18 protein-coding genes are annotated in these 13,552 nt (G+C 52.2%); 13 read left to right on the forward strand and 5 right to left on the reverse strand.

Annotated elements, in window-relative coordinates; translation table 11 throughout:
* Positions 1 to 103: 103 nt before the first annotated feature.
* From F3F96_RS12395 to F3F96_RS01055, 7 genes are all read left to right on the forward strand, one after another.
* Positions 104 to 712: a MotA/TolQ/ExbB proton channel family protein gene (locus F3F96_RS12395; protein ID WP_176959468.1), complete on the forward strand. Its 609-nt coding sequence runs from the start codon at positions 104 to 106 to the stop codon at positions 710 to 712.
* Positions 709 to 1,128 carry a biopolymer transporter ExbD gene (locus tag F3F96_RS01030; RefSeq protein WP_176961396.1) on the forward strand — a complete coding sequence of 140 codons (420 nt, stop codon included), beginning with the start codon at positions 709 to 711 and terminating at the stop codon, positions 1,126 to 1,128. The genes F3F96_RS12395 and F3F96_RS01030 overlap by 4 nt, the downstream gene beginning before the upstream one ends.
* Entirely contained in the window at positions 1,128 to 2,354 is a 1,227-nt protein-coding gene (locus tag F3F96_RS01035) for an aspartate kinase (protein ID WP_176961397.1), read from the forward strand. The genes F3F96_RS01030 and F3F96_RS01035 overlap by 1 nt, the downstream gene beginning before the upstream one ends.
* Positions 2,355 to 2,414: 60 nt before the next feature.
* Positions 2,415 to 2,597, forward strand: a complete 183-nt coding sequence (gene csrA / locus F3F96_RS01040) for a carbon storage regulator CsrA (RefSeq protein WP_176961398.1) — start codon at positions 2,415 to 2,417, stop codon at positions 2,595 to 2,597.
* Between the two features lie 220 nt (positions 2,598 to 2,817).
* Entirely contained in the window at positions 2,818 to 4,542 is a 1,725-nt protein-coding gene (locus tag F3F96_RS01045; RefSeq protein WP_176961399.1) for a proline--tRNA ligase, read from the forward strand.
* 20 nt (positions 4,543 to 4,562) lie between these two features.
* Positions 4,563 to 5,228: a lytic transglycosylase domain-containing protein gene (locus tag F3F96_RS01050; protein WP_241697578.1), complete on the forward strand. Its 666-nt coding sequence runs from the start codon at positions 4,563 to 4,565 to the stop codon at positions 5,226 to 5,228.
* A 141-nt stretch (positions 5,229 to 5,369) separates the two neighbouring features.
* On the forward strand, positions 5,370 to 5,786 hold the full coding sequence (locus F3F96_RS01055; RefSeq protein WP_255461133.1) for a bacteriohemerythrin: 417 nt from the start codon (positions 5,370 to 5,372) through the stop codon (positions 5,784 to 5,786).
* 28 nt (positions 5,787 to 5,814) lie between these two features.
* Here F3F96_RS01055 and F3F96_RS01060 read toward each other — a convergent pair whose 3' ends face one another.
* Genes F3F96_RS01060 through F3F96_RS01080 form a run of 5 tightly spaced genes read right to left on the reverse strand, consistent with a single transcriptional unit; the run spans position 5,815 to position 9,005 of the window.
* Positions 5,815 to 6,435: a uracil-DNA glycosylase gene (locus F3F96_RS01060; protein ID WP_176961401.1), complete on the reverse strand. Its 621-nt coding sequence runs from the start codon at positions 6,433 to 6,435 to the stop codon at positions 5,815 to 5,817.
* Positions 6,428 to 7,012, reverse strand: a complete 585-nt coding sequence (rdgB, locus tag F3F96_RS01065) for an RdgB/HAM1 family non-canonical purine NTP pyrophosphatase (RefSeq protein ID WP_176961402.1) — start codon at positions 7,010 to 7,012, stop codon at positions 6,428 to 6,430. The genes F3F96_RS01060 and rdgB overlap by 8 nt, the downstream gene beginning before the upstream one ends.
* Positions 7,013 to 7,025: 13 nt before the next feature.
* Entirely contained in the window at positions 7,026 to 7,742 is a 717-nt protein-coding gene (gene rph / locus F3F96_RS01070) for a ribonuclease PH (RefSeq protein WP_176961403.1), read from the reverse strand.
* An 18-nt stretch (positions 7,743 to 7,760) separates the two neighbouring features.
* A complete protein-coding gene (locus tag F3F96_RS01075; RefSeq protein ID WP_176961404.1) occupies positions 7,761 to 8,474 on the reverse strand; it encodes a DsbC family protein in 714 nt (237 codons plus the stop codon).
* Between the two features lie 39 nt (positions 8,475 to 8,513).
* Entirely contained in the window at positions 8,514 to 9,005 is a 492-nt protein-coding gene (locus tag F3F96_RS01080; protein ID WP_176961405.1) for a TlpA disulfide reductase family protein, read from the reverse strand.
* 80 nt (positions 9,006 to 9,085) lie between these two features.
* Here F3F96_RS01080 and F3F96_RS01085 point away from each other — a divergent pair, with 80 nt between their 5' ends.
* From F3F96_RS01085 to ftsY, 6 genes are all read left to right on the forward strand, one after another.
* A complete protein-coding gene (locus F3F96_RS01085; RefSeq protein WP_176961406.1) occupies positions 9,086 to 9,487 on the forward strand; it encodes a hypothetical protein in 402 nt (133 codons plus the stop codon).
* 225 nt (positions 9,488 to 9,712) lie between these two features.
* The gene (locus tag F3F96_RS01090) at positions 9,713 to 10,798 is read left to right on the forward strand and encodes a hypothetical protein (protein ID WP_176961407.1); all 1,086 of its coding nucleotides are present in this window, start codon (positions 9,713 to 9,715) and stop codon (positions 10,796 to 10,798) included.
* 16 nt (positions 10,799 to 10,814) lie between these two features.
* The gene (locus F3F96_RS01095; protein ID WP_206675239.1) at positions 10,815 to 11,288 is read left to right on the forward strand and encodes a Csp1 family four helix bundle copper storage protein; all 474 of its coding nucleotides are present in this window, start codon (positions 10,815 to 10,817) and stop codon (positions 11,286 to 11,288) included.
* A gap of 63 nt (positions 11,289 to 11,351) precedes the next feature.
* Entirely contained in the window at positions 11,352 to 11,837 is a 486-nt protein-coding gene (locus F3F96_RS01100; protein ID WP_176961408.1) for a copper chaperone PCu(A)C, read from the forward strand.
* Between the two features lie 125 nt (positions 11,838 to 11,962).
* Positions 11,963 to 12,607 carry a hypothetical protein gene (locus tag F3F96_RS01105; RefSeq protein WP_176961409.1) on the forward strand — a complete coding sequence of 215 codons (645 nt, stop codon included), beginning with the start codon at positions 11,963 to 11,965 and terminating at the stop codon, positions 12,605 to 12,607.
* Between the two features lie 19 nt (positions 12,608 to 12,626).
* Positions 12,627 to 13,520: a signal recognition particle-docking protein FtsY gene (ftsY, locus tag F3F96_RS01110; RefSeq protein ID WP_176961410.1), complete on the forward strand. Its 894-nt coding sequence runs from the start codon at positions 12,627 to 12,629 to the stop codon at positions 13,518 to 13,520.
* The last annotated feature ends 32 nt before the right edge of the window (positions 13,521 to 13,552 follow it).

Genomic DNA, 13,552 nt, shown 5'->3' on the forward strand with positions numbered 1-13,552 from the left:
TGTTGTGCATGTTGTTCGATCTTGATGAGATCGCAGGCGCAGTTTCATTGGCAGAAAAGAGAGATGCTGCAGCAGTATTGATTGTTTGCGCATGGAGGCTTGAGTGATTGAATTTATCCAGCAGGGCGGCGTTGTTATGTACTTCCTGCTTGCGGCATCTGTGCTGTCGTTGACCATTATTATCGAGCGCGGCTGGAGCCTGCGCCGTTCCGTGGTGATTCCGCTGGGCGAAGTGAAAAAGATTGAGACAGCTGTGCGCTCAGGTGATGTGAAGGCTGCGATGCAGACTTGTCAGGGCCATAACACGGCCATGAGTCGTATCCTCTGGGTGGCGCTGGCCAATCGCGGTGTGCACCGCTCTGTGATCAAGGAGATTCTTGAGGAGTCCGGTCGTCAGGAGGTGGCGCACATGGATCGCTTTATCGGCGTATTGGGTGTGATCGCTGCAGTTTCACCGCTGCTTGGTCTGCTCGGTACGGTGATCGGCATGATCGAAGTGTTCCAGCAGATCTCACTGGTGGGTGTCGGTAAAGCTGACGTGCTGGCCGGTGGTATCTCCAAGGCTTTGAACACCACGGCATTCGGCCTCTCGGTAGCGATTCCGTCACTGGTGGCCTACCGCTTTTACGAATCCCGCGTGGACAGATTTGTACTGGAGATCGAGCAGCATGCGCTGCGCTTTGTTGAGCTGTTGAAAGGCGAACGTGCATGAAGCTTCGCCAGAAATCACGGGCCGATTACCTGGTGGATATCACGCCACTGGTCGACGTGGTGTTTTTGATGCTGATCTTTTTCATGGTTTCCACCAGTTTCAATCTCTCATCCAGTCTCAAGCTTGATCTGCCTACCAGCAAGGCCACTGCCGCACAGAGTGAGTCCAAACAGGTGACCATCGCCATCAATGCCAAAGGTCAACTCTATGTTCAGGATGAGGCGGTGGATGATAAGGATCTGCGCAAACGCATTCTTAATGTGTCCAAGGGTGACCCGAATATGCGGGTGGTGCTGCGGGCTGATTCGGATGCAAGGCATAAACGGGTAGTGCTCGTGCTGGATACCCTGCGCGAGCTTGAGATGACAAAGGTCGGTATTGCAACAGTTGCAGCCGATGATGCGGAGACGCACTGATGCGTATTGTACAGAAATATGGCGGAACCTCGGTCGGTAGTGTTGATCGTATCCGCAGCACTGCAGATATTATTGAGGGCGAACTAAAACGCGGTAATCAGGTCGCCGTGGTTGTTTCGGCTATGAGTGGTGAGACCAATCGGCTACTGGCACTGGCTGGAGAGATCTCCAGTGATCCGGCCTGTCGTGAGCTTGATGCGCTGGTGGCAACCGGTGAGCAGGTGAGTGCAGCGCTGCTGGCAATGGAGCTACAGAAGCGCGGTGTTGCCGCCTACTCCTTTACAGGCGCTCAGGCTGGCGTCAAAACTGATAGCAGTTATGCCCGAGCACGCATTACCGATGTGCAGAGCGATCATCTGATTGAACATCTGGAACGTTTTGAGGTGCCGGTAGTGACCGGTTTCCAGGGTACGGATGAAGCTGGCAACATCACCACGCTGGGACGCGGTGGCTCCGATACCTCAGCGGTGGCTTTGGCCATCGCTGTGAAAGCTGATGTCTGCGATATCTATACCGATGTTGATGGTATCTATACCACCGATCCGCGCATTGAGAGCAAGGCGAGCAAGATGGATCATATCTCCTATGAGGAGATGCTGGAGTTTGCCTCACTGGGTGCCAAGGTGCTGCAGACCCGCTCTGTTGAGCTGGCCATGCGTTATGATATGCCGATTCATCTGCGCTCCAGCTTTGATCTGGTGCAGGGAACAATGGTTTCGAAAGAGGATGATACGATGGAAAGAGCTGCTATTTCAGGCGTAGCCTACAATCGCGACGAAGCGAAAATTACCATTATGGAGATTCCCGATCATCCGGGCATTGCCAGCAATGTCTTCGGCCCTGTTGCCGCGGCGGGCATCAATGTCGATGTGATCGTGCAGAACGTCAGTGAAGAGGGTCATACCGACATCACCTTTACCGTGCCGCGCAGCGATTACGCACCAACCATGAAGATCATGGCCGACCTCTGCAAAGAGCTGGGCGCCAGCGGTTACAAGGGTGATAACACCGTTGCCAAGGTGTCGGTGATCGGTGTTGGTATGCGCTCACATGCCGGTGTGGCGCAGAAGATGTTTCAGGCGCTGGCAGCTGAGCGTGTGAACATTCAGATGATCACCACCAGTGAGATCAAAATCACAGTTGTCATCGAAGAGAAGTATGTCGAGCTGGCGGTGCGTTCTCTGCATGCGGCCTTTGAGCTGGAGAGTGTCTCCGGCGATTGCTGATTAATCCCAACCTTGCGCTTTCCGATATATTAGTCTATTAAAGTAAGCAGAGGAGAACCCATGCTTATATTGACACGAAAAAAAGGCGAATCGATTGCGATCGGGGATAACATTCAGATTCAGGTGCTGAACGTGAAGGGCGGACAGGTGCGCATTGGCATTGAAGCTCCACGTGAAGTCAGGGTCAATCGCGAAGAGCGCGTTGAAGCTTCCGGAAGCGAAAATCTCGTATCTGCTGCATAACAGAGATCGAATATCTGCTCTCCGCGCTGATGGCTGCGGCAGGGTGAACTGTATCTAAAATATGCAGAGATTTTCTCTCTCTGTAGCTCCCACGTTTAACCTTACAAGATCATCATCATAGCCCATTTCCATCTTTTGTAGATGGGTGGTGAGAACTGTCGACTGAGATGGTGCACCTCAGGGCTATCTGAATGGTGGAAGCGCCGCTATCCTTCAGCGCATGCGTTATTCAAGACTGTTCGTCCCCACTCTCCGAGATGATCCGGCCGATGCCGAGGTGATCTCGCATAAACTGCTGCTGCGTGCCGGTTTTATCCGCCGCGTCACCTCCGGTATTTACGACTATCTTCCCGTTGGTCTGCGTGTGTTGCGCAAGATCGAGGCTGTGGTGCGTGATGAGATGAACCGCGCCGGTGCTCAGGAGCTGCTGATGCCGATGGTGCAGCCGGGTGAACTGTGGGAAAAATCGGGGCGCATGGAGAAGTATGGCCCTGAACTGCTGAAGTTTGAGGATCGCCACGGTCACCAGTCATGTCTGGGCCCGACCCATGAAGAGGTGATCTGTGATCTGGTAAGTCGTGAGTTGCGCTCCTATAAACAGCTGCCGATGAACCTCTACCAGGTTCAGGCCAAGTTCCGTGATGAGATCAGACCGCGTTTCGGTCTGATGCGTGGGCGTGAGTTCATTATGAAGGATGGCTACTCGTTCCATGCTGATGATGAGTCTCTGACAGCCGAGTATCAAAATATGTTTGAGGCTTACAATCGCATCTTCACACGTCTGGGTCTTAAATTCCGTCCGGTTGAAGCCGATACAGGCTCGATCGGTGGCAACAATTCACACGAGTTCCACGTATTGGCTGAGTCAGGTGAAGATCTGATTGCCCATTGTTCGGCCTGTGATTATGCAGCCAATGTTGAGAAGGCAGAATCTTCGCGCATTCTGCCTGAGGGAGCTGCGGCTGAACTGACTGAAGTAGACACACCGAATGTGACCAGTGCTGAAGATGTGGCCGGCTTCCTCTCTATCGATATTGCACAGCTGGTGAAAACGCTGGTCTATCGTGCTGTCGGTGGCGACTCCGATGGTGAGATCGTAGCGGCCTGTGTGCGCGGTGATGATCAGGTGCAGGAGATCAAACTGGCCCATGCTGTGGATGCGGATGGGCTGGAGCTGGCAACAGATGATGAGATCAAAGCAGTTGGCGGCGTGACCGGTTTTGTCGGCCCGAAAGGGTTGAACTGCAAAGTGGTTGTCGACAGCTCTCTCACAGACGCAGTCGGGCTGGTGGCTGGGGCCAACCGTCGCGACAGCCATCTGAGTGGTCTGGATATGCAACGTGATCTGGAAAATGTCGTGTTTGCTGATCTGCGTGAAACCCGTGCCGGTGATCTTTGTGGTCGCTGTGGTGGCAGCATTGAACTATCGCGTGGTATTGAAGTGGGACACATTTTTGAGCTGGGCAGACGTTACTCCGAGCCTATGGAGGTGATGTTCCAGGATCCCAATGGCCGACGTGCCGTAGCCACCATGGGCTGTTACGGTATTGGAATATCACGGTTGATGGCTGCGATTGTTGAGCAGTGTAATGATGATTCGGGCATAAAATGGCCTGTTGATATGGCACCATTTCATGTTGCCCTGATCACCATGGGTAAATCTGATGAGGTGAACGAAGCGTCTGAATCGGTCTATCGCCAATTGCAGGATGCCGGTATCGATGTGCTCTGGGATGAGCGCAAAGTCAGTCCGGGTGTGAAATTTAAGGATGCTGAGCTGATCGGCTTGCCACTGCAGGTGGTGGTCGCAGATCGAGGTTTGGCTGATGGCGTTGCCGAGATTGGCCTGCGCGGTGGTGATCGCATTACAGTAAAACTAAGCGATACAGTCACGCAAACCATCGAGATGTTGAACAGCGTCAGGGCGCAGGGAGCCTCTAGCTGAACTCTGATGGCCTGAAACGCTTGCTGGGCGGGGTCTCCCCTAAAGCCCTGCTTGCCGGTGTGATGGTTGCATGTTTTCTGGTCTCTATTCCGATCTGGCTGACCAGTAGCCCGGAAGATAAGCAGCATCTGGCCCAGACCGCCGTGAAGAAGATGGTAGAGACGAATGTTGATCTGCTCGACTTCAAACCGGAAGAGAAAGAGGAGCTGCGCAACATGCTCAAGCCGGAAGAGCCGGCCAAGCAGCCGGACTTTGAGCAGACGGTATGGGTAAAAGATATCATTCAGACCATTCAACCATGGGTCTCTGATGAGAGTGAGGCCGAAGCGATTGCCCGCTGGGTTTATGTCTACAGTAAACGCTCTAACCTCTCTCCTGAGCTGGTATTGGGTGTGATTGCTGTAGAGTCGCGCTTTGACCATTTTGCCGTGAGTAATGTCGGTGCCATCGGTTTGATGCAGGTGATGCCCTTCTGGAAAGATGAGCTGGGTCAGCAGAAAGATAACCTGCTGGAGATCGAAACCAACATCCGCTACGGCTGTGCCATTCTCCGCATCTACATCAATCGCTACAAAACACTTAGCCGCGCACTGGGTGCCTACAACGGCTCTCTCGGCAGGATGAAATATCCGAATAAAGTTTTCGCCGCCATGAAAAGATTCAAAGCCACCGATTACGGCATCTAGCTCTCCGTTTTCAAGTTGCCTTTATACGATTGAATTCGGAAATGCTGATACTGGCTTCTATAGCGAATATCTGCCTGTTCGAGAGAGCATTTGTAGCAAATATCTGCTAAACTAATCACATAGGTAAAGGGGGTGACTGCTATGGAAGTGTCGCCATGGAGAATTGAGTGGTCAGATGAGCTGAGCATGTCGAATTCAGAGATTGATGCTGAACACCGGAACTTCATTAGATTGGTCAACGAGCTAAATAACGAAATCATGAGCCAGCAGCGTGATAAAGCTGTTGTTGTGCGCATCTTGAACCAGATATTGGATGATGCCATTGCCCACTTCGCGCATGAGGAGCGGCTGTTTATCGAAAAATCGTACCCTGCCAGAGAGGAGCATGCACAACTTCATGCCGAACTGATCAGCAAGTTCAAGCAGGCTCTTAAAGATATTCACGCAACCGAGTATGGCCGCATATGGATTGCAACAGGGCTGGAGATCAGGAGCCTGCTGGTTAACCATGTACTGTTTGAGGATACGCAATACATTGAATATCTACGAACTGAGTAAGCAAAAGTACTTCGATTGTTTCTAACTGTTAACGGATAGCCTGTTTTAGAACGTCGCTGAACATCTCTGGAGTCAGGCGTCTGGTCTGGGTGTTGTAGCGGGAGCAGTGGTAGGAGTCGATCAGCCATCTGCCATCGGGAAGGGTGTGGTTTGCGGCGTGTCCGAATTTCAGTGCAGATAGCTTTAATCCGTATGCACGCAGTACAGCATCGTGTGCAAGTTTTCCCAGAGCAAGAAGGTTGCACGATTCCGGCAGGTTTTTGATTTCATCAACAAGATAGGGGAGACAGTTCTTAACCTCTTCGGTTGTCGGGGCATTCTGCGGCGGTAGACATTTCACGGCATTGGTGATGCGAACGCCGAAGAGTTGTAGACCGTCATCTGCATCTTTTGATTCAGGCGCAGAAGCCAGCCCGAGATCAAACAGGGTTTGAAAGAGCAGTTCGCCGGAAGCATCACCTGTAAACGGTCGGCCGGTTTTGTTGGCGCCATGCAGGCCCGGCGCAAGTCCGACGATGAGTAGCTTTGGATTAGCATCCCCGAAGGAGGGGACAGGTGCGGCATGATAAGTCGGTTGTTCTCTCTTTGTTTGCTTTAGGTAGGAGGCAAGCCGGGGGCATGTTCTGCATCCGGCATTGAACTCAGACACGGTTTTTGAGTCGTTCTGCCATTGCGCGCAGGGCGCGACCACGATGGGATACCGATGCTTTCTCTTCAGGTGTGGAATCCGCAAAGGCTTTGCCTAGTTCAGGGCAGTAGAAAAGCGGGTCATATCCGAAACCTGTGTTGCCTGATAGTTCACGAAGAATGGAGCCATCAACACTCCCTTCTGCTGTTAAGGGAGACGAGGAGTCAGGGAAGGCAAGGTGAAGGGCGCAGACGAAATGGGCGCTGCGCTCTTCTGTGCCGTTCAGATCAGCGAGCAGTTTTATGTTGTTATCGGCATCAGTGGCATTTTCACCAGCAAAGCGGGCGGAGTAGATGCCCGGTGCACCATTTAAGACATCAACACAGAGGCCTGAATCATCGGCCAGTGCCGGTGTGCCATTAGCTTTTGCAAAGGCGTCGGCTTTTTTTTTGGCATTACCAGCGAAGCTATCGGCATCCTCAACTACTTCGACGGAGATGGTCTGCTCTGGTGAAACAAGTTCGATACCTAAAGCACCCAGAATAGCCTGGATTTCAGCGCGTTTCTTTTTGTTGTTGCTGGCAACGACGATTTTCATCGGTAGTCGCTCATCAGGCGTTTGCTACAGCCTGTTTCTGGATCTCGGCCAGATCAGAGATGCCCTTATCGGCCAGAACCTTCAGCTGCATGAACTGATCCCAGTGCAGGGGTTTATCTTCAGCTGTGGCCTGTACCTCGATCACACCACCGATTGGTGTCATGATAAAGTTGGCATCCATCTCAGCTTGTGAATCTTCCGAATACTGAAGATCGAGAAGTGCCTGCCCCTCCACAAAACCGCAGCTTACCGCTGCCAGCTGATCCATCACCGGATCCTCTGTAAGTGTGCCATCGGCAAGTAGTTTGTTTACAGCGATACGCATGGCGACCCATGAACCGGTAATGGCTGCTGTGCGTGTGCCACCATCAGCCTGCAGTACATCACAGTCGATGCTGATAGAGCGGGGGCCAAGCAGATCAAGATCGACAACTGCGCGCAGCGAGCGGCCAATCAGGCGCTGGATCTCGACGGTACGACCACCCTGTTTGCCACGAGCGGCTTCACGCCCGCCACGGGTATGGGTAGCGCGTGGCAGCATGCCATATTCAGCAGTGGCCCAGCCCTTGTCGGTGTTTCTCAGAAAGGGGGGCTGCTTCTCCTCCACACTGGCTGTGCATAATACGCGGGTATGGCCGAATGAGATCAGGGCGCAACCCTCTGCATAGCGGTTGAATGATGTGTCGATGGAGACGGGGCGAAGTTCATCCGCCTGGCGAGTGTCGCGCATATTTGATCCTTGTAATCGTTATCTGTTTTCCAGCCACTTCTTGATATCAGCAGCGGCTTTACCACCGGCAACCATGCGGCCATCACCGGCGATCAGGGCAGGTGTGCCGTTGATATTCAGTTTCTTGGCCAGAGCCGCGATCGCATCAAGTGGTGTGTCGCAGGTGGCTGCTTCAGGGGTGAAGTTTTCCAGCATCACCTTCTGCAGCATTTCATGCTGATCTTTGCTGCACCAGATCGATGCTGACTTGGCACGGGCATTGGGATGCAGCTGTACCAGCGGATAGAGGAAGGTGTAGACCTTAACGCCTTCCAATATTTTCAACTCCTCTTCCAGCTTGCGGCAGTAGGGGCAATCAGGGTCGGTGAAGATAGCCAGCTTCAGCTTGGCGTTTTTGTCACCGGATAGCACAGCTTTTTCCAGCGGCAGGCTGGACCAGTCGATACGATTGATCTCCTCTTTACGTGCACTGGTCAGGTTCTTTTTGGCAGCGGTGTCAATGATGCTGGCGCCGAGTACAAAGTAGTCACCTTTGGCGTCGGAGTAGTAGATGTTTCTGCCACTGCGTACCTCAAAGAGTCCCTTGATCGGGGTCTTGCGTACCTCATCCACCTGCTCAACACGCAGTAGTTCAGCAGAATGTTTTGTGATGGCTTCGATATCAGCCTTGGATGAACCGGCAGAAGCCAGGGTTGGCATCACCAGTAAGAGTAGAATAAGAATTGATCGCATAAAACCTCCGGAAATTTCAACTGTATGAATCATGATTTGTTAACGCTGAGCGTGAAGGGGGGCGTTTTGCGCCTCGGGGAGCAGGCTTTTAAGTAGCTGATCCGAATAAGCTTTGCTGCTCCAGTCGCGCGGCCCTCTGTGCAGCTGGCTGACTTCACCATCGGCATCAATAATGATGGTGGTGGGCAGGGCCTGAGCGCCGAGCTTGCGTGCCTGATTCTCATCAGTAAGCAGAAGCGGCATGTCGATGCCGGCCTCTTGCAGAAAAGCTGTGGCGTTGGCTGCTTTTTGATCCAGCGTTACGGATATTGTCTTGATTTGCGGGTGATTGCTTACCCACTGCGCAAAGGCGGGCATCTCTGCACGGCATGAGGGGCACCATGAGGCCCAGAAGTGGACCAGTGCAGGTTTCCCTTTGAGTGAATCCAGCGTGTAGGTCGTGCCACTCTCATCCATCCATTTGAATTCGGCAGTATGGGCTGGAGTCCATGCCAACAGTGTAATGATCAACACTGTAATCCAACGAATCATAAGGCTCTCCTCTTCTGTAGCAGTTGTTACAAGCGCCCGAATCTTGCAGATAACGTTGCACTACGCCATCATTCCGCGCCATGCGAAAAGTACTTGCTCTGTTTCTGACTGCAACACTGTTGTGTGTCAGCTCTGTTCCTGCGTTAGCGGAAGCTGCAAGTTGTGCTGGACCTGAACTTGCCGTCAGCCTGGCGATGGGCGATGAACATGCTTCTCACCATGATGACGGGCTTGAAGAGGCCCATCTTGGTCATGATCATCACAGAGGTCTGCAGGATGATTGGCAGAAAGAGCGTATTGAGTGCGGCTGCGGCTGTCACAATAGCATCGACTCGCTACCGCATCTTCTCGCCCCGCATAATATCGACACCGCTGTTTTTCATATGGGTGTCGACTCGCTGGCTGCCGCAGTGAGGTTTGAACCGGTGTTCTTTTACCGCGCTGCCCGCATCCCAGTCCCGCCTCCACAACTCATCTCCTGATTTCTTAAATTCTGAACGCCATCTTTTTTGATGGTCTGCTTGCGTATGCTGTCGGATATTCTATCTCCGTTCAGTTGCGCCATACCTGTATTGATTATGATTGCTGTTAAACATGGCTTCGAGCACTCTCTTGGCAACTGTTTGTGAACAGAACGCCGTCTTAGAGATCGTGACGATTGATGCATCATACAGGTTAGAGATGATGAAAATTAATTTGGAGAGAACATGAAAATCGCAAAATCTTTGGCCATCGCGAGCGCGCTGGTTTTATCAACTGCAGGTATGGTGCAGCAATCTGAAGCCAGTGAGTGTGGCCTCTCATGCTGTATTGCTGCCGGTGTTGACGGTGTCGGTTCGGCAACCGGTCTGACCGTCTCACTGCAGTACGACACCATGCTGATGAAAACCAACAGACAGGGGACATCAAAAATCAGCCCGCAGCAGATTATCATTAATAATCTTGCAGCACGCGGATTTGGATCGATGTATGCCGTATCCACCAAAATGACCATGCAGAAGATTGTTGCCAACATGGCTTATCGCATGGATGAGGATAATGTCTTCATGCTGACTGTACCGTATATCATCAACGATATGGAGATGATGATGGGCATGAAAACTCCGGCAGGCATCCGTTACTCTAGCAATACTATGGATACCATTCAGGGACTTGGCGATGTGACTGCGATGTATCTGCGTGATGTGTATAAAGATACCGATATCCGTACTCGTGAGCGTCTGACCCTCGGTCTGGGTATTAAAGCGCCTACCGGCAAATCCAAAGCGCGCAACGGAAGGGGTGATCTGGTACATATGATGATGCAGGCAGGTACCGATTCATGGGATGCGTTCCTGGTAGCCAACGGTACATTTGCCTTTGGTGAGCATGAAGATGGTGGTGCGCAGTGGATGCTCTCACCTTCTGCAAGTTACCATGCCACTACGCGCAACAGCCTGGGTTATAAAGTGGGCGACCGTCTGAATGCCGACATTTCTGCCCGTTACCGCATCACCTCCAAATTTAATGTGAAACTGGATGTGAATAGTGTCTACTCACAGAAGGATGACACCGATGGCACCATTGATCCTACCTCAGGAAAAATCGCTTATCAGAATGTAAATGGCAATGTGCTCGATAATGTGGCCAACACCGGTCTGGCTTCCGTTTTCATCTCACCCGGCTTCCAGTGGATTGCTGCTGATGGACTGATTCTAAGTGGTGAGTACCGTATGCCTGTATATCAGAACGTAAGAGGCATTCAGCAGGTCACCGATCACTGGTTCTTCCTGCGCGCCACGACTTACTTCTAGGCTAAGGGGAATATAGATGAGTAACGATAACTTTTCTGAACAGCGCCGCAGTATGCTCAAAGGGGCAGGTGCGCTTGGTGCCACTGCCGTGGCAGCAACTGCTCTGGGTGGCAGTGCCATTGCGGCAGGTATGGATGCACACCATCACCATGCCGCTGGCGCAAAACATCTTGAGTTGGCCAAATCACTGCATCACTGCGTGGCAACTGCCGAGGCTTGTATTGACCACTGTCTTGATTCGTTCAAGACCGGGGATACAGTGCTGGCGGATTGCGCTATCAGTGTGCAGGAGACGATGGCTTTCTGTACGGCTCATGCCAAGCTGGCTTCGTATAACTCAAAACATCTGAAAGCCATGATTGAGCTGGGGATTCAGGTTTGTGCTGATTGTGAAAAGCAGTGTCGCAAACATGAAAAACATGCTTCGTGCAAAGCGTGTGCAGATGCGTGTGCAACATGCATCAAGGCGTGCAAAGCTTACACCGCATAAGAGAGGTAGAAGCGGGGTAGCCTCTTGGCTGCCCCGCTATTTTCGGAACACCGAGAGGATGATATGAGAATTAAAACGTTATTACTGACAGTTGCGATGATGATTGCGCCAGCATTGGCTGCGGCAGAGATCACTGTGGAAAATGCCTGGGTGCGCATGCCGCCACCTGTTGCTGATACTGCAGCAGGTTACCTGACGCTGAAAAATAGTGGTGATGCAGATATCGAAGTGGTTGCAATTGAATCCTCAGCTGCCGCCAAACCTGAATTTCACAGCATGTCGATGCATGATGGTATGATGCATATGATGAAGATGGAGAAGGTGGTTGTGCCGGCCCATGGTGAGCTGCACTTTGCAACAGGTGGTAATCATCTGATGCTGACCGAGCTGACAGGCGCACTGAATGCCGGTGACCATGTGATGCTGACACTGAAAATGTCCGATGGCAGCTCAGTGATGGTACATGCAGAGGTGCGTGATATGCGTCAGCAGAGCTCGGGTGAGAATGAGTCGAATGGTGAGGGGCACGGTGGTCATCACGGTCACTGATATAAGCTGACCCTTTTATTATTGGCGCTACGGATAGATGGCGCAGATTACGATTTGATGTAATCTGCGCCATATCTGTTTATAGACTACTTTTTAGGCATGTTTTTCCAATATAGGGGGGCAATATGAGATTTGTGATACGGCTTGTGCTCTGCTTCTCTCTATTAAGCTTTACGGCCTGCGAGTTTGATCGCCATGAGATGCATCAGGCACGCCAGAACCTCTCCTATACGACCAAGCTGCATCACCTGCATATGCTGATGAACCACTCCCTGCAGATGGCCACACAGGGCGCAGATATGAATCTTCAGGGCATCGAACATGGCCCGGCGATGTTGGTCAAGTCTTCTGAACTGCTGAAACGCGCGATGAGTGGGCCTGAGATGGCACGCATGCATAAATATGGCAGTGGTAACAAGCCCTTGATGAAGATGACCCAGGAGCTTGCCGATAAAGCTTCTGTACTGATTGAAGCGATGAAAGCGATCTCAACCAAAAGCGAGGATAAAAACGCCATCCGCATGCTCAATCACGCGGTTGAGGTGGCAGCTACCGGCAGCAGCCTGATTATGCTGGGTCAGCAGGGTATGGCCGGAGATATTGATGCGGTGATGGTGAACCATGGCCAGTTGATGCTTGGCGAAGCTTCAGGGCTTCTGCATGACACCACCGGAGCCCCGGAGTACCGGTTGCTGGTCAGTGGTGTGGTACAGATGCTGATCGGGATTCCCGATATGCCGGTGGATAGTGAAGATGACGAAAGTAAGTAAAGGTTTCAGGGAGTAAATCATGACTTCGTTCTTTTCCAGACTAAAAAATGGTCTCTCCCGTAGTCGTGATGCGCTCTCGCAACTGGTGCCCGGAGGTTCAGTTGATGCGCTCTCGGAAGAGGAGTGGCTCGATATCGAAGATGGGCTGATTATGGCCGATTGCGGCGGTGAGCTGGCCGGTGAGCTTGTACACAAAGCAAGAAAGCGTCGCGGTGGTTCAGTGCAGGCACTGAAAGAGTCGATGATCTCCATGCTGCCTGAGGTTGAGCCGGTAAATATGCCTGCCGGCGGGCCATTTGTACTGCTGGTGGTTGGTGTCAATGGCACCGGCAAAACCACAACCATTGGTAAGATTGCAACGATGTTCCGCCAGCAGGGCAAGTCGGTACTGGTGGGTGCGGCTGATACCTTCCGTGCGGCAGCGGTTGAGCAGCTGGCTGTATGGGTGGAACGTGCCGGTGCTGAGATGGTACGTCAGCACGAGGGCGCTGATCCGGCTGCTGTTGCCTTTGATACGATTCAGCGCGGTGTGGCGCGCAATTATGATGTGGTCATCATCGATACTGCCGGGCGTGTACAGACTGATCGTGGCCTGATGGATGAGTTGGCCAAGGTGCGTCGTGTGATCACCAAGGCATATCCGGAGGCTCCGCACGAGGTGTGGCAGGTTGTTGATGGCGGTACAGGCCAGAATGCTGTCATGCAGGTGGATAAGTTCCGTGAAGTGGCTGGCACTTCAGGTTTGATTGTCACCAAACTCGATGGATCGGGTAAGGGTGGCATTGTGCTGCAGCTCTCACACCGGTTCGGACTGCCAATCCGTTATGTCGGCGTGGGCGAAACACTTGAAGATCTGATGGAATTTGATGGCGAAGCATTCATCAATAGCCTGCTACCTGATCAACCCGAATAAATCAGACGATAAGCCCTTCATCAAAGGTGGCT

It is taken from the genome of Mariprofundus sp. NF (assembly GCF_013387455.1).
Lineage (GTDB): Bacteria > Pseudomonadota > Zetaproteobacteria > Mariprofundales > Mariprofundaceae > Mariprofundus.

Excerpts from the sequence above, each read along its gene's own strand:
- F3F96_RS01090 (WP_176961407.1), top strand. The coding sequence starts at position 9,713 with ATGAAAATCGCAAAATCTTTGGCCATCGCGAGCGCGCTGGTTTTATCA.
- F3F96_RS01105 (WP_176961409.1), top strand. The coding sequence starts at position 11,963 with ATGAGATTTGTGATACGGCTTGTGCTCTGCTTCTCTCTATTAAGCTTT.
- F3F96_RS01085 (WP_176961406.1), top strand. The coding sequence starts at position 9,086 with ATGCGAAAAGTACTTGCTCTGTTTCTGACTGCAACACTGTTGTGTGTC.
- F3F96_RS01080 (WP_176961405.1), bottom strand. The coding sequence starts at position 9,005 with ATGATTCGTTGGATTACAGTGTTGATCATTACACTGTTGGCATGGACT.
- ftsY (WP_176961410.1), top strand. The coding sequence starts at position 12,627 with ATGACTTCGTTCTTTTCCAGACTAAAAAATGGTCTCTCCCGTAGTCGT.
- F3F96_RS01100 (WP_176961408.1), top strand. The coding sequence starts at position 11,352 with ATGAGAATTAAAACGTTATTACTGACAGTTGCGATGATGATTGCGCCA.
- rph (WP_176961403.1), bottom strand. The coding sequence starts at position 7,742 with ATGCGCGACACTCGCCAGGCGGATGAACTTCGCCCCGTCTCCATCGAC.
- F3F96_RS01030 (WP_176961396.1), top strand. The coding sequence starts at position 709 with ATGAAGCTTCGCCAGAAATCACGGGCCGATTACCTGGTGGATATCACG.
- rdgB (WP_176961402.1), bottom strand. The coding sequence starts at position 7,012 with ATGAAAATCGTCGTTGCCAGCAACAACAAAAAGAAACGCGCTGAAATC.
- F3F96_RS01055 (WP_255461133.1), top strand. The coding sequence starts at position 5,370 with ATGGAAGTGTCGCCATGGAGAATTGAGTGGTCAGATGAGCTGAGCATG.
- F3F96_RS01075 (WP_176961404.1), bottom strand. The coding sequence starts at position 8,474 with ATGCGATCAATTCTTATTCTACTCTTACTGGTGATGCCAACCCTGGCT.
- F3F96_RS01095 (WP_206675239.1), top strand. The coding sequence starts at position 10,815 with ATGAGTAACGATAACTTTTCTGAACAGCGCCGCAGTATGCTCAAAGGG.
- csrA (WP_176961398.1), top strand. The coding sequence starts at position 2,415 with ATGCTTATATTGACACGAAAAAAAGGCGAATCGATTGCGATCGGGGAT.
- F3F96_RS01035 (WP_176961397.1), top strand. The coding sequence starts at position 1,128 with ATGCGTATTGTACAGAAATATGGCGGAACCTCGGTCGGTAGTGTTGAT.
- F3F96_RS01045 (WP_176961399.1), top strand. The coding sequence starts at position 2,818 with ATGCGTTATTCAAGACTGTTCGTCCCCACTCTCCGAGATGATCCGGCC.